This window comes from Enterococcus sp. OL5, from assembly GCF_006491895.1.
Taxonomy (GTDB): domain Bacteria; phylum Bacillota; class Bacilli; order Lactobacillales; family Enterococcaceae; genus Enterococcus_D; species Enterococcus_D innesii.
Map to the genome: position 1 here is coordinate 321408 of NZ_VHIL01000002.1, position 17254 is coordinate 338661.

The following is a 17254-nucleotide window of genomic DNA, read 5'->3' on the forward strand; positions in this document are numbered from 1 at the left end:
TTTCCTCACTATAAATCAAATTCGACGAAGGCGGCACTGTCTTCTTGCTGCAAATACGTTTTGACAAGATTGTTTTTGCGGTTCAAACGCCCCAATTCTTGTTTGATCTCTTGCTGCTGGGCTTTGACCTGGTCTAAGAATGCTTGATACGCTTGGATCACTTGTTGCGCCAACGCACTGGTTTGTGGACTATGGCTCTGTTCTTCTGCTTGCATGGCTGCTATGACCGCTGCATTGGCTGCCATCAAACGACTGGCTTCCTCGCTGTCGCCGCGCCATTGGGCAAAACCAGTTAAGATCTGATTCAAACGTTCATCTAATGATACGTGTGGCTCCATAGGTTGTTTCCTTTCATGTTGACGAGGGTTTCTTATGCGAATGAAAAAAATGACTGCTTTAATCGGCTATCCTGCCTAGTTTGACGTATTGGCAAACTGATTGCTTAGGTAGCTCAGCTGATTTTCAGCCTCCATCATCACGGAGTCTAATTTGGTGAACATTGTGATGTAACGTTCTTTTTTCATTGCTAAAATATCATCAAACCGTGTGATCTGCTTGTTCAAATCCTTGATGGTACTGTCATAGGTCGCAGATTTGGTGGCAATGATCCCTTTATTGGCTGAAGTATTGACGACATAGCTGTTGGCTAATTCTTTTAGCGCTAATGTATAGCCGGTCTCTTTCGTACTCGCAGTGCCATCAGCTTCTTTGGTTTTCGTACTTGCATAAAAGAAGGACTTCACAGCAGCGGGATCTTCCGCTAAGGCTTCTTTTAACTTTGTCGTATCCAGTCCCAATGTACCATCATTATCGACGGTGGAGATGCCTAGCTTATTAGCGGTCAGCTTTGAGCCGCTGACGGCTGGAATGGTGATCAAATTTCGCAATTGAGTCTGTAGACGGGTCAACGCACTGTCTCCCACCAAGGTCCCCGTCTTGTTGTTTTCACTACTAGGATCTCCCACGGTCAAATTGTCGCCGATAAAACTCATCAAGCTATTGTATTGATCCACTAATCCTTGCACTGCATCAACGACTTTTGAAGTATCATTGGCTAAAGAAAGCGTCACATGCTCCTCGCTTTTTTTCGCTAACGTCAACGTGACACCATCGATAACATCCGTCACACTGTTGCTGTCGCGAGTGATCTTCATGCCGTCTAGCTCAAAAATAGCCGGTTGGCCTTGCGTCGTTGTCGCAGTTGAACCGATCCCTAACCCTTCGGCGGCATTGCCGTCGATCAAGAAATTTTTGTCGCCCATTTTGGTATTCGTTAAAATCAAACGGTTATCCACGATGCTCGCCGCGACGAAGGTCGTCTTGCTTTGGCTATTGATCTTGGCTGCCACATCTTTTAAGCTGTCTTCGGCCGTGATCTCGATCGAAGCGGTGATCGGTTTGCCATCTTCATCGACTTCCGAACTGGTCAATGACAGCTGACCACTGACATTTAGGGCCGTTTTGCTGCTTTGAGCTACTTGACTCCCCGTCACCTTCGTGGCTGTTGCTAGTTGGTTGACTTTTAGATCATAGGTGCCTTCTGGAGCTTCCGTTGTTCCTGCAATTGAAGCGATGCTGCTATTGGTGGTCGTCGCTTTTTTCGTTTGATAAGCATCATCTTTTTGTAATGCATCGACTTTTGACAAAAAGTTAGACAAGCGAGTGCTGATATCACTCCACGCCGTTTTTTGTGCTTTTAGCGACGTGATTTTATTCTCAGCGCGGGTCTTGTTGATCGCATCTGCCGCCAATAATTTTTCAATATCTTCTGAAGTCACGCCAGAATAACTCCCTAGCGTTGTACTGATTCCTGAACTGCTGGTTACACTTGCCATGTTTTCATCCCTTTCGATCGACCGCGATGCCCATGTCATCCCATATTTTTCCAATCACATCTAGCATGTTGGCGGGCGGGATCTCTTTGATCACTTCGTTGGTCTGCATATCCACTAAACGCACCATCGTACGCCCTGTGCGCTCATGTACTTCATAAGCCAATTTCATATCTTTGCCAAGTAGTCGCTGATTCACTTCCGCCACGGAGGCTTCGATCTTGTGCTGATCGGCTACTGAAAAATAGTGGATCGGTGGTTCGGTTGCCACTGTCCGTTCCTTTTTCTCCGCCAGTTTCCCCTCTTGCTGTTGCGGCTGAAGGTTAGCGGTCTCTTGATCTAGGGATTCGATCGGACGTGTTTTAGCGACCGACGCAACGGCTTCGATCGGGTGTATTCCTGACATTGGCTGAATATCCATCAGAGCTTCCTCATTTCTAAACGTTTTTGTGCTGCTATGTAAAACACAAGAACTGCGCTTCCCCTAGGCAGTCCTTGTGTCAGTGGTTCACTTGATCAAAAATTATCCTTGTAACAAGCTCAATACGCTGTTAGGCATTGAGTTTGCTTGTGCCAACATTGAAGTTGCTGCTTGAGAAAGGATGTTGCTCTTCGTAAAGCTCATCATTTCTTGCGCCATATCAACGTCACGGATACGTGAGTTTGCTTCAGATAGGTTTTCTTGTGTTGTACCTAAGTTGTTGATTGTGTGTTCTAGACGGTTTTGCGCCGCACCAAGATCCGCACGTTGTGCAGAAACTGCTTTGATCGCTTCATCGATTTTTGTGATTGGGTTGTTTTCAACGCTGACAGTTGCCGCTGCTGCTTTGCCTTCATCAGAAGCGGTAAATGTTGCTAAAGCATCATCGTATGTTTTTTGAGCTGTTGCTTTTGCTGTATCATCCGCTGCTGTATCGATGGCTGTTTGTAATTCAGCAACTGTTTTACCAGCTGCCGCATCAACTGTGCCGTCCGCTGCATATTTTGTTGTAGCATCTGCTTTGAAGGCAGTCGCTACTGCTTTATCTTTTGCTGCAGCAACAGCTTTAGCATCGCTTGTGTCAATGGCTTGTGTTAAATCTAAGCCTTTTACTTTCAAGGCAGATGAGCTCATGTTGTTGATTGAAACGCTCATTGTTTGGTTTGCGTTGGCACCGATTTGGAAAGTGAATGATTTCGCATCATCGCCTTCACCAGTTAACAAGCTTTTTGTATTGAATTCAGTGGTATTGCTGATACGGTCGATTTCATCAGACAATGCAGTGTATTCTTTGTTGATCGCACTGCGGTCGTCATCACTTAACGTACCGTTTGAACTTTGAACCGCAAGATCACGCATACGACCTAAGATGCTGTGGGTTTCATTTAATGCACCTTCTGCTGTTTGGATCAATGAAATACCATCTTGTGCATTGCTTTTTGCTTGTGACAAACCGCCGATTTGGCCTTTCATTTTTTCAGAAATTGCTAAGCCAGCTGCGTCGTCCCCAGCTTTGTTGATGCGTAAGCCTGAAGATAATTTAGACAAAGAATTGCTTTTAGAAGCATTTGCTGCCGTTAGGCGTGAGTAAGTATTCAATGCTGAAACGTTTGTATTGATTCTCATGTGTAGTTCCTCCTAATTTTTATTCGCTAAGGTTTCCCTCTGCTACTATTTATCGGAAGAAACCGTTCAGGGTTAAGCCTTTTTTCTAAAAAAAAATAAAAAACTTTTGCTCTCAGCAAAGAACAAAAGTTTTTGGGTTAATTTAAATAATCTAGAATGGACATCTGCATGATCTTTGTTCCCATCGCTAGTGTTGAACGGTAGGCAGTCATTTGATTTTGATATTCCATATACTTTTCCGCAATATCGACGTCTTGTTTGTTAGACAGTGTTTCGGTCAAGTTCAGCTTTTCCGTCTCATTTCGATCAGCTGCCGCCTCCAAGCGATTGTAGAGGGTGCCGATCTGCGCCCGTACATTCACCACATTAGTGGCATGCTGGTCATGAGCGGTTAAAAGCTCGCCCCCTAAGGCATCTTTATCATCACTGCGCAACGCAGACAATAAATCATTGAAGTAGGTGCTTAAATTTTGGGGATCCGTAGCGGTGCCCGTCTCGTTCATCAGTCGATCACCGCTGGCTAACAGATCCACCGAGACCCCGTTTGCGATTTCTCGCGGCAAGTCTTCGCTGGTGCCATTGTATTTGATACCGACGATGGCGTCATTTTCTTTGACGATCTCAAAAGGCGCCGTCGTCGTATTCGTTCCGCTAAATAGATAGCGGCCATCAAAGTTGGTGTTTAATGATTCAACGATGCCTTCGATCTCTTGCTCGATCTCTGAACGATTTGCCCCTAATTCCTCACTGCCGGCTGTCGCATTGGCAGAAGATTGAACCAATGAGCGAATCCGCAGCATCGAGGTACTGACGCTTTCTAAAGCAGAATCTTGGGCTTTTGTCCAAGAAATACTGTCTTTGATCGTATTATTGTAGGTTTTGTTTTGATTTAACGACACATTGAGATCCATGATTTTTGAAACCAGCAGCGGATTATCCGAGGACTTGCTGACTTCTTTTAAGCTCGATAGCTGATTCAACGTGGATTGGACTTTGGAGGCGTTGGTTCCTAGATTTCGTAAAAAATCATTGTAGGTGATGGAATTGGAAATACGCATGGTCTACACTCCTGTTCGATTGATCAATGTGTCTAACATTTCAGAAACGACCGATAATATGCGGGCATTGGCCTGAAATCCTTGTTGGAAACGAATCACATCTGACATTTCTTCATTTAATGAAACCCCAGACACCGATTGATTTTTGTATTCTAGTTGATTCAGCAGCGACAATTGGGCACTGACTGTATTGTCGGCTTGCTGTTTTGAGATTCCGTTTTTGGTGACGATGCTGTTAAAGTAGCTGCTGACACTCATGCCGGATGCTGCATTGGCAAACGTCAATGTCTCAGAATCAAAAGAAGCGATCGTCTTTTCTGACAACGGGAAGTCCAATTTGGCACTGCTGAGTTTCGCCATTGCAGCAGCTCTTGAACCATCTCCTGCTGCATTGCTCGTTCCGCCGGTCACCAGACTTGGGTTATCTAACAGTGCTTGGCTGACCCGAATCGTCGTCGCTGTGCCGGTATCATCTTGGCCGATCTCAAATAGTCCGCTTGTGCGAGAAGCGCCGCCGGTAAAGACCATGTTCATGGCTTGCGCGATCGTCGTCGTAAAGTTGTTCAATTCCGTCAAGCGGCTGCCGATTTCACTAGATGATGCTTGCAGGCCACCAATCGCGCCTTCTTTGATCGGCAATTCTGTATAGGCGGTTTCGCCATTGTCGGTGGTTTTCGTCAACAAGACGGTTCCTGCTGGATAAGACCCTGTGATGGTTTCGGCAGGATTCAAGGCGTTGCCGTCTTTGGAAACCAAGGCGCCTGTGTCGCTTTGTCCCACCACCACACTAAGGGTATTGCGTTCCTCCGCACTTAAGATCGTCTGTCCGCTCATGGATACAAACCCACGGCCATACTGATCGGTCTTGGTTTCGATCCCTGCTAGACCCGAGAGATCTTTCAACAGACTGTCTCGACGATCTAAAAGATCATTGGGTGTCTCACCACTCGTCGTCAACCCATAGATCTGTTCATTCAAGGATTGTAGCTGTTTGACCTTCTCATTGAAGTCCAGCGCGGATTTTTCGATGGTATCCAGCGTATCGCTTTGCAGCTGCGTCATTTGTTTGCCCATTTGGTTGATGGTATCGGCAAACGTACTGCTGTTTTCCAGCACGAGGGTCTTAGACGTATCCAGTTCAGGATTGTTGGCTAATGCGGTCCAAGAATCAAACATCGTTGCCAGCTGTTTGGACAGTCCGTTGTCAGAAGGCTCATTCATTAAACTTTCCAGCTGTCCTAATATGTCTGCTTTTTGTTCATAATATGTATAGGTAGAATTGGCATTGCGTACTTGTCCAATGACAAAATCATCGACGATCCGTTCGACACTGCCGACTTTCACCCCCATACCGATGCTGCCGACACCCGCTAAATGATAAGACGCTTCGGCTTGCAAGTTGACTCGTTGTCTTGAGTAGCCGTCTGTATTGGTATTTGCAATGTTGTGGCTGCTGGTTTGCAACGCTGCTTGATTGGCGGTCATGCCCCGGGTTGCGGTGCCTAATGAACCAAATAGTCCTGTCATAGAAGTACTCCTTACATTTTTTGATCGATGATCGCTGTTGAGACAGCTTGTTTTTCTTGGTATTTCGAATACGTATTTGCCGGTGTCTTGATATTTTCTTTGACTGCATCCATCAAAACAGTTTGGAAACTAATGGCTTGCTCCGTCAGCAGGAGATTTTCGGCTTGCTGCACTTGGATCTGGCGGATGAGTTCTTTGATCGCCCCTGAAAGAGTTCCTTCATACGTGGAAAAAACGGGTACGAAGGCGGTTTTTTTCTCGACGAGTTCTGGTAATTTTTCTGCTTGATTTTTGATCAAGCAGGTCTTTTCTTTTTGCAGCAACCGCAAGAACTGCTGTAGCTGACGCTCAAATTCCCGTTCTGTCATCTAGTCGACCTGCTTTTCATCTTGTTGCAGCATTTTATCGGCGATCGTTTCGGCAGATACTTGGTAGGTGCCTTCTTTGATCGCTCGTTTCAATTCTGCCACTCGTTCACTGCGACTGGCTGTTTGATTGGCACTCTTTTGAATGGCTTGAGCTGTTTCGGACAATTGAACATCGACGGTTTTTTCTGTCTGAGCAGCAGTTGGCTTTTCTTGTTTGACCGCTTCGCGTTTGATGGCCTTGTCGCTGTATTCTGCGTAACCTCTTTCGATTTTCATAGGTTCTCCTCCGTTCTCATTCTTCTACCCTCTACTATCGGTCAAATCACAAAAAAGTTAAACCCATATGTTTAACTTTTTGCGATTTCTTCAAATTAATGCAAATTGTGGATGCGTTGTTTTTGCGAAAGAATGTTGGTGATCCGTACGCCGAAGTTTTCATTGATGACCACGACTTCCCCAGTGGCGATCAGTTTGCCGTTCAACAAAATCTCTAGCGGTTCATCCGTCAGTTTTTCCAGCTCGATGACGGACCCCGTATTGAAAGATAAAATGTCCTTAATGGTTTTTTTGCTGCGGCCTAACACGACACTTAGATCCAGTGGCACATCAAGAATCAAGTCCAAATTATCCCCATCGCTCACCCCGCTAGAGGCCAATGTTTGAAACGCAGGCTTGCTGACTTCCACGGGCTTTGATGCAGCCGCTGGTTCTGGCGTAGGTGCAGCAACGGGTGCTGTTGGCTGCGGTGTTGGTGTTTCCCGAGTAACGACAGTCGCTTCATCGGACAGCATCGCACTGGCGATATCGTTGACCACCGGATCCGTAAAGATCTGCATGATTTTGCTTTCGATCAAACCTTCGACGCGCAAAGAAAATGAGATACAGTAAATCTCTTCCTCTGCCTCGATCCCGCTATACTCAATGTTTTCTGGTGTCTCCCATAGTTTGACGATCGGCGGCAAGATATCCACTTTGCGGCTGATCATCGTTGCCATCGAAGTCGAGGCAGTCCCAATCATTTGGTTCATGGCCTCTGCCACAGCACTTAGCTCTAATTCCGTAAATTGAGTGTTGCTGGTTTCACCAGTTCCACCCATCATCAAATCAGCGATCACGATGGCATCTTTGACTTCTAACAGCATCAAATTACTGCCTAAAAGGCCTTCTTTAAATTCAACTGTCGTCGCTACTTTTGGTGCAACGAGGTCGTTTAAGATCTCACCAAATTTGATTTTAGACACCCGGGGAGTCGTGATGCTGACCCGACGATCAAGAATGGAAGACAACGTCGTCGCCGCTTGCGACATGGAGATATTGCCAACTTCGCCGATAATGTCGACTTTGACTTGCTCTTCTAATCCTTGCGGCTGGGTTGGGGCACTTTGATTCAACAATGCATCGATTTCTGCTTGGGATAAACGTTCACTCATAGTTCTTGCTCCTCTTCTAACTTGTCTAATAATTCAATGGCTAAACGGTCCTCTTGCTTCCCAGGTTTTGCTCGGAAGTAAGGTTTTCCATCGATGAAAGTCTCTAATGGTTCAGTAATTTTTTTGTCTAGTTTGATGACATCGCCTTCTTCTAAGTGGAGAAACTCAGAAAGACTCATTTGAGCATGGCCCAGCAGAACTTCTAGATTCAATCCGACCCCATTCAAACTTTTTTGCAACTCGCGGCTATCGTCTTGGTTGACGGGCTGATTGCTATCAAACCAATTGCGGAAACTTAATTTATCAATGATCCCTTCAAAAAAGACATAGGGGATACATAGATTGATGAAATGTTTCACTTCAAAAATTTTGATAGTAAAGGTCACTAATACGACGGGTTCGTTGGGCGACATGTTTTGCATCAATTGCGGATTCGTATCGATTCCATCCAAAACCGAATCCAAGGCAACGATGTCCTTCCAAACATTTTGGTAGACCCGTACAAATTGTGCTACTACTTCTTCCAAGATCGCTGTTTCAATATCAGTAAAACTTTTTTTCTCGCTAAAATCCATTTCGATCGGCTTGTTTTGATAGACATCCAAGCCGCCGCACAACAACTCCACCAACATCATACACAGTTGTGGGTTCATCTCGATCATTTGGATCCCGCTCAAAGGCTGCGAATGAAAGAGCCCCAACAAAGTAAATTTTGGTATCGAATGGATAAATTCGTCATAACTGACTTGTTCGATAGCTGCCAACTGCAAAGAAACATTGGTCCGCAGTTGGGTAGAAAGCATGCTGCTGCTCATCTTCGAGAAATCCTCGAAGATCATGTGCAGGGTATTGACGTATTCTTTCGACAGCTTTGTTGGTCGGCGAAAATCGTAGGCTTTCACTTTGGCTTGTTTGTCTTCTATCTCAATAATTTCTTGATCGATCTCTCCGCTGCTCATCGCATTCAACAATAAATCAATCTCTTGCTGCGTCAATACCTGATCCACACTAATCCCCATTTTTTAAAAATCATGTGATCGATTTGAATCACACTGGCTACTTTTTCACCGATCGGCACGACCCCAACGGCGTGTTCTGTCTCTTGATTGCCTAGTTGGATATCGTCTTCGGTGATATCAAGAACTTCAATTACTTCTTCTACGAGGACCCCTTTGGTCTCCTCTTGCTTCTTCATGATCAATATGTTTTTTTCGTAGGCTGGTTCCATGATGGGAATCAATTTTGCCAAGCGAATCACCGTTACGACAGACCCCCGCAGATTGATCAACCCTTCCACCCACTCTGGTGCTAAGGGCACCTTCGTAAAAGAAGGGGCATCAATGACCTCGTCCACCGAGTCCGCCGAGATCAAATAGTACTGCTGAGCCATTTTGAAAAGAATCATCTGCATGTCGCTATCCTCCTAGGCATTAGGCAAAGGCTTTGTCGATGGCAGTGATTACGCGGTCCGTGTCAAAGGGCTTCACGATAAAGTCCACCGCACCGGCGCGAATCGCATCCATCACCATTCCTTGTTGCCCCATCGCACTGCACATCACGACTTTCGCCTGCGCATCAAACGTGCGGATCATTTTTAATGCCTCTAAACCGTCCACTTCTGGCATCGTGATATCCATAGTCACTAAGTCTGGTGTCGTTGCTTGGTATTTTTCAAAAGCCTCTTGGCCATTTTGGGCTTCCCCCACGACTTCATAGCCGTTTTTTTCTAAAATATCCTTTAATTTCATGCGCATAAATACCGCATCATCCACGATCAATACTTTTTTTGACATTGTATTTGCCCCTTTCAAATTCCTAATGAATCAAATATGTTTTCTAGTACACCGATTTCTGGAATCAAAAATAACGATGCCTCTAATGTTTCTTTGGCGTAGACGAACTCATTACGAATCACCATCACCTGCTCATCATACTGGGCCATCGCCAGATAGATGGAGCTGATCGCTGCGCCAAAGAAATCATAACTGGCGCTTGGTAAAGACGCACTCAGCTGGGTTTCCAACAGTTGCCCGATCGCGATCAAAAAAGAATTGGTGAGGATGTTGGTCAACTCGTTGATGACCGATTGCTTCAACTCTTCTGATGGATCGCTTTCTTGGATCATCAACTGACGCAATTTTGCGGCGGATTCATCCGTTAAGACAAACAAGAAGATCCCTCGAAACGCCCCTTCGATCTGGCTCATCACCACATGAACTTCTTTGTCTTCCGCCATGATCTGCTGATACAGGTCCTCATAAGCTAGAATCTCGACTTCCGGTACCCGCATGTCGATCGGTTGTTGGACGAGCTTTGATAAACTCGTCGCAGCGTGACCACCGCCGATATTGATCAGTTCTTTTAGGCCATCGATCTGCAGCGCTGTATAACTCATAAGCGGTCATCCTTTTTTTCCTGACAGATGGCATGAATGTCTAAGATCAGTGCAATCGAGCCGTTACCCATAATCGTTGCTCCTTGATAGCGATTCAGCTTTTGCAGCAGCGGATCGATTTTCTTGATGACGATTTCTTGCTGGCCGATCAGTTCATCTGCCAAAATGCCGTGAAACTGCTGGTCATTGTTGACGATGATGGCGAATTTTTTCTCAGATGGATCGCCTTCGATCGCTAAGAGTTGATCGGTCCGAACCAAGGGAATCAACTCCTCTTGAAAACGATAGACCTCATCCGAGACCGTCTGGATGATCTCTTCTTCTTTGACCATCACCACGCGTTCGACGAGATTTAATGGGATCGCAAAGGTTTCTGCTCCGACGCGAACCATCAACGCTTGAATGATCGACAGAGTCAATGGCAATTTGATCACAAACTGCGTGCCTTTATTTGGCTGACTCTTCATTTCGATCGTGCCCCCTAGTTGGGTGATCTTCGATTGCACGGCATCCATCCCGACACCGCGCCCAGAAATGTTAGTCACTTCTTGTGCCGTTGAAAAACCAGGATGGAAAATCAGCTGCTGCAACGCTTCATCGGAAAGACCTTCCGTTGCTAAGCCTTTCTTTTCAGCACTTGCTTTGATTACTTGTGGATCAAGGCCTTTGCCATCATCCTCTAAAGTAATGATCACGCGATTGCCTTCTTGGTAGGCCGCCAAGCGAATCGTGCCCTTGCGCGGTTTGCCCAGTTTTTCCCGAACATCGGGTGCTTCGATGCCGTGATCGACAGAATTACGCAATAGATGGACCAGAGGTTCGCTCAACTCAGAAACCACTGTTTTATCTAATTCCGTTTCTTCCCCAAAAATGACAAGTTCCATTTCCTTTTGCAGTTCATTGGATAAGTCCCGAACCATTCGCGGAAAGCGACTAAAGACGACATTGACTTGCTGCATGCGGATCCGCAAGACCAAATCTTGCAGCTCAGAGGTCAATCGTGAAACTTGCTCTAAGGGGTCTTTGACTGCTTCGATGTTTTCCCGCTCACTGACATCTTCTAATTGATTGCGATAGACCACTAATTCGGACACGAGATCTAAGAATGAATCTAAGCGATTCAAGTCGACTCGGATCGATTGATTTTGGGCGGACGCATGATGCGCGGGCGCCGGCGATTTTTCTTTCGTTTCTGTTGTCGCTTGCTGAAGAGCAGAAGTCTCTGACTCTTGGGTCGGCACTGGTTGAAGCAGCTCTTCTGCCTCCTCCAACACAGCAGCTGAAGGATCAAACGGTGCCACCACGAAGGCTTCAATCTCACTATTGCTGGCGATGTTTTGCTCGACATCAGCCAGTGTTTGCTGCGTCAAATACAGCAGTGAAAAATCTGATTCAAAGGTGCCTTCTTCGAGTGTTTGGGCATCTGGTTCTGTATAGAGAACATCCCCTGCTTGACCCAGCTTTTCCATGATCAAGAAGGCACGAGCACCTTTTAACATGGATTGGGCATCTAAGCGAACAGCAATTTGAATGGCTTGATAACCATCTCCAGCCGCTTGCTCGATCACATACAGATCAGAAGGATCGATCTGTTGAAACTGTGGGGTTAATGCGCCCACTGCGGTGGGTTTTTGACTTGCTTCTGTCTCGGTTGGTAGGCCGCCAGAATGTTCTGTTTGGTCAAGTTCGGCCAATAAATCGGCAATTTGAGCTGGCTGCAGGTCACGTTCTTCCCGCAGATCCTCCACAAGTTCTGACAGACGATCTAGACATTTGAAAATCAATGAGATCGATTGCTGGGTCACTTGCAAGGTCCCTGTTTTAAATAACTCAAAAATATTTTCCATTTTATGGGTCAGCTGCGTCATGACGTCATAGCCCATCGTTGCCGCCATCCCTTTAAGGGTATGGGCAGAACGGAAAATATCATTCAGCAAGGCGCTATCTTTTGGATCGTTTTCCAATTGCAAGACATGATCATTCAACTGCGCTAAATGATCGTCTGTTTCTTCAAAGAAAAGGGTACGATAGACACTATTGTCATCCAAATGGGTCCCTCCTTTACAAAATTATACTTTTTGATAGATAAACGAATCGATTTTCTTGAGACCGAATTGTTCCGCAAAATTGATCGTCTCTGTCGCTCCCGTAAACAAAATGCCCCCTGGCACCAATGCATCGCTGAATTTTTGATAGACGGCATCCCGAGCATCACTTTTGAAATAAATCGTCACATTGCGGCAAACGATCACATCAAAAGGCCCATTGTACGGGTCTTTCAAAAGATCGTGTTGCTTAAAATGAACCCGCCGTTTGATTTCTGGTTTGATCTGAAACTGGTTCTTTTCTTTTGCATCAAAAAAACGGGTACGTTCTGCCGCTGAGACATTCCGCAATTCGTGGTCTCGATAGAGTCCTTGCTTGGCTTTTGCCAAAATTTGCGTATCGATATCGGTGGCCAAGACATTGGCTGCGGCAATTTGGTTTTTTTCTAGCAGCATGGCGATCGTATAGGGTTCTGCCCCAATCGAACATGCGGCACTCCAAATTTTTGGCAGCGTAGTTTTCGGGAGAACAATGGTTTTCAAGACGCGTTCAAAGGCGTCAAACAGTTCTTTGTTGCGATAAAATTCCGTTACGTTAATGGTGATATGGGCTAAAAAAGCCGCCCGCACCCCTTCATCGCCTTCGATCAATTGCTGGTATTCCCTCAACGTTTTTGCCCCGCTGTTTTCCATGATCGTAAGGATGCGGCGCTGCATTTGATTTTCTTTGTATGCGGCTAAGGGAATCCCTAATCGGCGATCCACCCACGCATTAAATAAGGCAAATTCTTCTTCCATCTTCTTCACCTGACCATCTGTGCAATTTTTGCTTCAATGCCCTGCAACGGCAGGACTTCATCCACGACTCCTTGTTCAATGGCATACCGCGGCATCCCAAAGACTGTACACGTTTCTTTGTCTTGAACGATCGTATAGCCCCCAGCCGCTTGGATCTGTCGTAAGCCAGCGGTGCCGTCTTTTCCCATCCCCGTCAAAACCACTGCCGCTAGTTGCGGGCCATAGTAGTCAGCAGCTGAGAAAAAAAGATAATCGACGGTTGGCCGCGTCCCATGACGTTTTTCTCGCTGGTCCAGCTGCAAGTGCCCTTGTTTGACCGTCATGTGGTAATCCCCTGGACAAAGATACACTTGATTTTCGATCCGCATGCCATCGACTGCTTCTTGTACTCGGACAGTTGTCTCTGTGTCTAAGCGCTTTGCAAAGGAAGCCGTGAAGCCCGCCGGCATATGCTGAACGATCAAAATGGGACAACGCAAACGCGCAGGCAAACGGCGGATTATCCCCAGCAAGGCACGCGGTCCGCCTGTTGAAGCACCAATGACTAGCGCATCAAGTGATACCGGCAAGCTGTTTTGCGTCAGCTTAGTGGGCTGGGCAATCGTTGGCATCAGGGCTTGAACCGTGCCGGCTTCATGATCCATCGCCAAAATCTTTTGATGAAATTCAGTGATCCATTCTTTTTCGATCATCGATAGACTGACGGGTTTTTCCACAAAATCTCGGGCACCAAGCGCCAAAGCCTCAATCGTGGTTTCTTGATTGGTTAATGAACTAAGCATGATGACGGGAATGGCTGATTGCTGTTTCATCCTCCGCAAGGTCTCTAATCCGTTCATCACTGGCATCTCAACATCCATTACTACCAAATCGATCGCTTCTTTGGTCAGATAGTCCAATGCTTGTTTGCCATTGCGGGCAGCGACGGTCACCTCGATATCAGGCAACTGATTCAATAAATCTGTCACTACTTTCCGCATGAATGCCGAATCATCGACGATCATTACTTTTTTCATGTCCCTGTACTCCTTTTACAAATAAACGATTTCTTGTTTGACTTGCCGAACCATGGTCTTGAAATCCTGAAGATCTACGATCATCGTTCGACCAGCGCTGCCGCCAACATGTTTGGCTACGATCGGAATGTTTAGCCGAGCCAAGACTTCCTCGACGGCTTCAATATTGCGCTGACCAATATTGCTGGCAGCGTTAAGCGTCTGGAACTGAAACATATTGGCGCCGCCAACGATTTTCGCTTGAAAGCGAGGCCGACGGATCTTTTGTTCCAGCTCAGCCACCATCGCTGGCAATGCCAAATCCGCAAACTTCTCGGGCTTGATTTCCCGCTTGTGCAAAAAAGGCTGACTATCTGGCAGCATAATATGACTCAAGCCGCCGATATGACTGGCTTCATCGTAAATGATCGTGCCGATGCAAGAACCTAAACCCACCGTGATCAAACGCGTTGGCGCTTGGGCGATCTTATACTCCGAGATCCCCACATGCAGTTCCTCATTCACGGTCATCATTGTCATCGTCATTGGCGGCTGCCAATTCCTCTGTCTGATAGGCGTCTAACTCCGCCGTCATCTCAGCGGCTTGTTCATAGCTAAAGAGAAACGGCAGCTCCAATGCCAGCACAAGTTCATCGTCTTTTTTCAGAAAGGCTTCGATATAGTTTTGCTTGAGTCCTGATGTATTTAGTTCCGCATTGCTAGGACTTTCAACTAGCGGTAAAATACCGACGATCTCTTCCACGTAAAGGCCGATCGCTTGCTCTTGCCAGTGACACAACAAAACCACATTTTGCCCAGTTTCCGGTGTAAATTCATCAAACAGCTTTTTGCGGATGTCAATGATCGGCACCATCGCCTCTTCAAAAGGCTGGATCCCCAGCACGAAATCTGCCACTTCTGGCAGCTGTGTAAAAGAAGCAGCCTCAATGACTCGTACCACATAGTCGATACGCAAGGCAAAGAGTTGTTGATGACTTTTAAATACAACGTATTGTTCCATTGGCGTCACTGCTCCTTTTTAGAATTTGAAACTATCCACTTGGAATTTAAGGATAGTGGCGATCGTTTCGATCTCTTGCACATTCCGCTCAAAGTCTTCGATGACTAAGTAGAAGTCCTCTAAGTTTGCCGTTACTTCTTGGGTGCCGGCAGAGGTTTCCGAAACAGCAGCCGAAATGTTGCTGACGGAAACTTGAACCATGTCTTTTTTCTCAACGATCCCCGTAATATGGGCTTCCACGGCTTGAATACTTGAAACCAATTTTTCGACAATATCAGAGATCTCATTGGCTGACTCGATCGCTTTGTTGATATTGTTGGTTTGTTTTTCCCCGCTTTCAAAGGAATCCGTCACTGCAGAGACCACTTTTTCCGATTTTTTGCGGATCGTTTCAATGATCGAACGAATGCTTTTCGTTGATTGACTGCTTTGTTCCGCCAAGCTACGGACTTCTTCCGCAACGATGGCAAACCCTCGGCCCGCTTCTCCAGCTCGAGCTGCTTCGATGGATGCATTCAATGCCAGTAAGTTGGTCTGATCAGAAATGTCATTGATCAACTGAACGATCTTACCGATGCTTTGGACATCTTCGTTCATGTCGTTCATGCTTTCTACTAATTCTGCTTGGTTTTGCCGTTCGATCTCCCAGCTTTCAAATACATGGAACATCATTTCTGAATTGTGGACATTGCTGCTTTGGGATTGACCCACATAGCCGTTCATCAATTCGATCTCTTTGTGGATCTCTTCGATACTTAAGGCTAACTCGTCCATATCAAAGGAGGTTTGTTCCGCTTCGGAGGCTTGTGAACTAGTGGCATCTGCGATGGCATTCATCGTCTGACGCACATTTTCAATTGAATTTTTGGCATTTTTTGAGGTTGTCGTTAAGCCGCCTACCATTTTTTCCATTCGGCTGCTTTCTTCGTGCATGCCAACGATCACCGCTTTGAAGGTGTTTAAAACCCCTTGAAAACGATTTTGAACTTGCCCAAAAAGAGAGGTCTGGTCGCTGCTGCCGATCTCATCGATATGCGACAGATCGCCAGAACCGACTGCTTCTAGTTCTGTCAATAACGTATCCATGCCCGAATGGGTCTCTTTTTTTACCAAATAGGTCATTCCTACTAACACTGCGATTTCTAGCAGCAGTACGATCACTGAAAAAATAAAGAAACTTTTTGCTGCTTGTCCGTCTCCGTGGGTGCGGATCACGAAGAAATAGCATCCTAATAATACGATCAGGGTAAATCCTAGCGGAATCAACGCCGCCAAGCGGATTTTTTTGATGATAGCTTGTACCTTCTTCTTCATAACAGTATCCTTTCCTATGCAAAATGATCAGTCGTGCTGTTTATCAAGATTCGCTCTTCACTTGATAATCGTTGGGTCACTCCTTCTTTATCCGATTATGAAAACAATCTTCTAGTTCTTTAATCGGATCTTTTGCTAGAAAAGTTAAGCATCTTCACCAGACATATGTATCTTTTGGATCAGCAAAGCGCGTATAGCCGCCTTGGTATTCATCCCGAACCAAACGACCGTTTTGCAGTTCGACTACCCGATTACGGACCGTATTGACCATCGTGCTGTCGTGGGTCGCCAAGAGGATCGTGGCACCGACTTGATTGATCCGCAAGAGTAGTTTCATGACTTCGACGGCTGATTTGGCATCCAGATTGGCGGTGGGCTCATCGGCGATCAAGACTGCTGGCTCTGTGACGATCGCCCGCGCGATCGCTACTTTTTTGCGCTGTCCCACGGAAAGCTCCTCGGGATAATGATCCTTTTGAGGAAACATGCCCACCAGTTGCAGCGCTTTGGCGGTTTTTTCCTGACGCAGCTTACGGGGAGTGCCTAGTACTTGCAGCGCATAGTCAACGTTTTTGGCAACCGTCAGATAAGGAAGCAAAAGGTCTTCTTGTCCGACGATACCGACTTGTCGTCGAACCATATAGAGATGACGGTCTTTGAGTTGTTCCAACAAGACATTGCCGACTTGGATAGAACCGGCCGAAAGCTCTTCTTCTTTCAAGAGCAATTTGAATAAGGTCGATTTGCCCGCACCACTGGGACCCACCACATAGATAAATTCTCCTTGAGGGATCGCAACAGAAATATCGGCCAATGCCAACGTACCATTGCTGAATTTTTTACTGACCTTGGTTAAGCGAATCAT

General features: G+C 46.1%; 20 protein-coding genes. All 20 read right to left on the reverse strand.

The window, feature by feature from the left end; all coding sequences use genetic code 11:
• Positions 1 to 8: 8 nt before the first annotated feature.
• On the reverse strand, positions 9 to 338 hold the full coding sequence (locus tag FJU10_RS04040) for a hypothetical protein (protein WP_081117664.1): 330 nt from the start codon (positions 336 to 338) through the stop codon (positions 9 to 11).
• A 75-nt stretch (positions 339 to 413) separates the two neighbouring features.
• On the reverse strand, positions 414 to 1835 hold the full coding sequence (gene fliD, locus FJU10_RS04045; RefSeq protein WP_140965225.1) for a flagellar filament capping protein FliD: 1422 nt from the start codon (positions 1833 to 1835) through the stop codon (positions 414 to 416).
• A 4-nt stretch (positions 1836 to 1839) separates the two neighbouring features.
• Positions 1840 to 2253 carry a flagellar protein FlaG gene (locus FJU10_RS04050; protein ID WP_140965226.1) on the reverse strand — a complete coding sequence of 138 codons (414 nt, stop codon included), beginning with the start codon at positions 2251 to 2253 and terminating at the stop codon, positions 1840 to 1842.
• 102 nt (positions 2254 to 2355) lie between these two features.
• Positions 2356 to 3438, reverse strand: a complete 1083-nt coding sequence (locus FJU10_RS04055) for a flagellin (RefSeq protein WP_005226642.1) — start codon at positions 3436 to 3438, stop codon at positions 2356 to 2358.
• A 137-nt stretch (positions 3439 to 3575) separates the two neighbouring features.
• On the reverse strand, positions 3576 to 4496 hold the full coding sequence (flgL, locus tag FJU10_RS04060) for a flagellar hook-associated protein FlgL (protein WP_016619541.1): 921 nt from the start codon (positions 4494 to 4496) through the stop codon (positions 3576 to 3578).
• A 3-nt stretch (positions 4497 to 4499) separates the two neighbouring features.
• Positions 4500 to 6023 (reverse strand): flagellar hook-associated protein FlgK, encoded by a 1524-nt coding sequence (flgK, locus tag FJU10_RS04065; protein ID WP_016609030.1) that lies wholly within the window; start codon positions 6021 to 6023, stop codon positions 4500 to 4502.
• 11 nt (positions 6024 to 6034) lie between these two features.
• Entirely contained in the window at positions 6035 to 6391 is a 357-nt protein-coding gene (locus FJU10_RS04070; RefSeq protein ID WP_008376582.1) for a hypothetical protein, read from the reverse strand.
• Positions 6392 to 6667, reverse strand: coding sequence for a flagellar biosynthesis anti-sigma factor FlgM (gene flgM / locus FJU10_RS04075; RefSeq protein WP_005232754.1), 276 nt, complete (start codon positions 6665 to 6667; stop codon positions 6392 to 6394).
• Positions 6668 to 6762: 95 nt separating this feature from the next.
• A complete protein-coding gene (gene fliY / locus FJU10_RS04080; RefSeq protein WP_081116145.1) occupies positions 6763 to 7821 on the reverse strand; it encodes a flagellar motor switch phosphatase FliY in 1059 nt (352 codons plus the stop codon).
• The gene (gene fliM, locus FJU10_RS04085; protein WP_005232756.1) at positions 7818 to 8828 is read right to left on the reverse strand and encodes a flagellar motor switch protein FliM; all 1011 of its coding nucleotides are present in this window, start codon (positions 8826 to 8828) and stop codon (positions 7818 to 7820) included. The genes fliY and fliM overlap by 4 nt, the downstream gene beginning before the upstream one ends.
• On the reverse strand, positions 8813 to 9232 hold the full coding sequence (locus FJU10_RS04090; RefSeq protein ID WP_140965227.1) for a chemotaxis protein CheW: 420 nt from the start codon (positions 9230 to 9232) through the stop codon (positions 8813 to 8815). The genes fliM and FJU10_RS04090 overlap by 16 nt, the downstream gene beginning before the upstream one ends.
• Positions 9233 to 9251: 19 nt before the next feature.
• Positions 9252 to 9614: a response regulator gene (locus FJU10_RS04095; RefSeq protein ID WP_003129084.1), complete on the reverse strand. Its 363-nt coding sequence runs from the start codon at positions 9612 to 9614 to the stop codon at positions 9252 to 9254.
• 14 nt (positions 9615 to 9628) lie between these two features.
• On the reverse strand, positions 9629 to 10216 hold the full coding sequence (locus FJU10_RS04100; protein ID WP_005226634.1) for a chemotaxis protein CheC: 588 nt from the start codon (positions 10214 to 10216) through the stop codon (positions 9629 to 9631).
• Positions 10213 to 12264 (reverse strand): chemotaxis protein CheA, encoded by a 2052-nt coding sequence (locus FJU10_RS04105; RefSeq protein WP_140965228.1) that lies wholly within the window; start codon positions 12262 to 12264, stop codon positions 10213 to 10215. Before FJU10_RS04105 ends, FJU10_RS04100 begins: the two co-directional genes overlap by 4 nt.
• 21 nt (positions 12265 to 12285) lie before the next feature.
• Positions 12286 to 13059, reverse strand: a complete 774-nt coding sequence (locus FJU10_RS04110) for a CheR family methyltransferase (RefSeq protein WP_034878173.1) — start codon at positions 13057 to 13059, stop codon at positions 12286 to 12288.
• A gap of 5 nt (positions 13060 to 13064) precedes the next feature.
• Positions 13065 to 14075, reverse strand: coding sequence for a chemotaxis-specific protein-glutamate methyltransferase CheB (cheB, locus tag FJU10_RS04115; protein ID WP_140965229.1), 1011 nt, complete (start codon positions 14073 to 14075; stop codon positions 13065 to 13067).
• A 15-nt stretch (positions 14076 to 14090) separates the two neighbouring features.
• The gene (locus FJU10_RS04120; protein WP_005226629.1) at positions 14091 to 14600 is read right to left on the reverse strand and encodes a chemotaxis protein CheD; all 510 of its coding nucleotides are present in this window, start codon (positions 14598 to 14600) and stop codon (positions 14091 to 14093) included.
• Positions 14572 to 15075: a chemotaxis protein CheW gene (locus tag FJU10_RS04125; RefSeq protein WP_140965230.1), complete on the reverse strand. Its 504-nt coding sequence runs from the start codon at positions 15073 to 15075 to the stop codon at positions 14572 to 14574. The genes FJU10_RS04120 and FJU10_RS04125 overlap by 29 nt, the downstream gene beginning before the upstream one ends.
• 18 nt (positions 15076 to 15093) lie before the next feature.
• Positions 15094 to 16389 (reverse strand): methyl-accepting chemotaxis protein, encoded by a 1296-nt coding sequence (locus FJU10_RS04130; protein ID WP_005226627.1) that lies wholly within the window; start codon positions 16387 to 16389, stop codon positions 15094 to 15096.
• A gap of 154 nt (positions 16390 to 16543) precedes the next feature.
• Positions 16544 to 17254 (reverse strand): cell division ATP-binding protein FtsE, encoded by a 711-nt coding sequence (locus tag FJU10_RS04135; protein WP_005226626.1) that lies wholly within the window; start codon positions 17252 to 17254, stop codon positions 16544 to 16546.

Coding starts and splice junctions, on each gene's coding strand:
- FJU10_RS04040 (WP_081117664.1), bottom strand. CDS start 338: ATGGAGCCACACGTATCATTAGATGAACGTTTGAATCAGATCTTAACT.
- fliD (WP_140965225.1), bottom strand. CDS start 1,835: ATGGCAAGTGTAACCAGCAGTTCAGGAATCAGTACAACGCTAGGGAGT.
- FJU10_RS04050 (WP_140965226.1), bottom strand. CDS start 2,253: ATGGATATTCAGCCAATGTCAGGAATACACCCGATCGAAGCCGTTGCG.
- FJU10_RS04055 (WP_005226642.1), bottom strand. CDS start 3,438: ATGAGAATCAATACAAACGTTTCAGCATTGAATACTTACTCACGCCTA.
- flgL (WP_016619541.1), bottom strand. CDS start 4,496: ATGCGTATTTCCAATTCCATCACCTACAATGATTTTTTACGAAATCTA.
- flgK (WP_016609030.1), bottom strand. CDS start 6,023: ATGACAGGACTATTTGGTTCATTAGGCACCGCAACCCGGGGCATGACC.
- FJU10_RS04070 (WP_008376582.1), bottom strand. CDS start 6,391: ATGACAGAACGGGAATTTGAGCGTCAGCTACAGCAGTTCTTGCGGTTG.
- flgM (WP_005232754.1), bottom strand. CDS start 6,667: ATGAAAATCGAAAGAGGTTACGCAGAATACAGCGACAAGGCCATCAAA.
- fliY (WP_081116145.1), bottom strand. CDS start 7,821: ATGAGTGAACGTTTATCCCAAGCAGAAATCGATGCATTGTTGAATCAA.
- FJU10_RS04090 (WP_140965227.1), bottom strand. CDS start 9,232: ATGCAGATGATTCTTTTCAAAATGGCTCAGCAGTACTATTTGATCTCG.
- FJU10_RS04095 (WP_003129084.1), bottom strand. CDS start 9,614: ATGTCAAAAAAAGTATTGATCGTGGATGATGCGGTATTTATGCGCATG.
- FJU10_RS04100 (WP_005226634.1), bottom strand. CDS start 10,216: ATGAGTTATACAGCGCTGCAGATCGATGGCCTAAAAGAACTGATCAAT.
- FJU10_RS04110 (WP_034878173.1), bottom strand. CDS start 13,059: ATGGAAGAAGAATTTGCCTTATTTAATGCGTGGGTGGATCGCCGATTA.
- cheB (WP_140965229.1), bottom strand. CDS start 14,075: ATGAAAAAAGTAATGATCGTCGATGATTCGGCATTCATGCGGAAAGTA.
- FJU10_RS04120 (WP_005226629.1), bottom strand. CDS start 14,600: ATGACGATGACAATGATGACCGTGAATGAGGAACTGCATGTGGGGATC.
- FJU10_RS04125 (WP_140965230.1), bottom strand. CDS start 15,075: ATGGAACAATACGTTGTATTTAAAAGTCATCAACAACTCTTTGCCTTG.
- FJU10_RS04130 (WP_005226627.1), bottom strand. CDS start 16,389: ATGAAGAAGAAGGTACAAGCTATCATCAAAAAAATCCGCTTGGCGGCG.
- FJU10_RS04135 (WP_005226626.1), bottom strand. CDS start 17,254: ATGATTCGCTTAACCAAGGTCAGTAAAAAATTCAGCAATGGTACGTTG.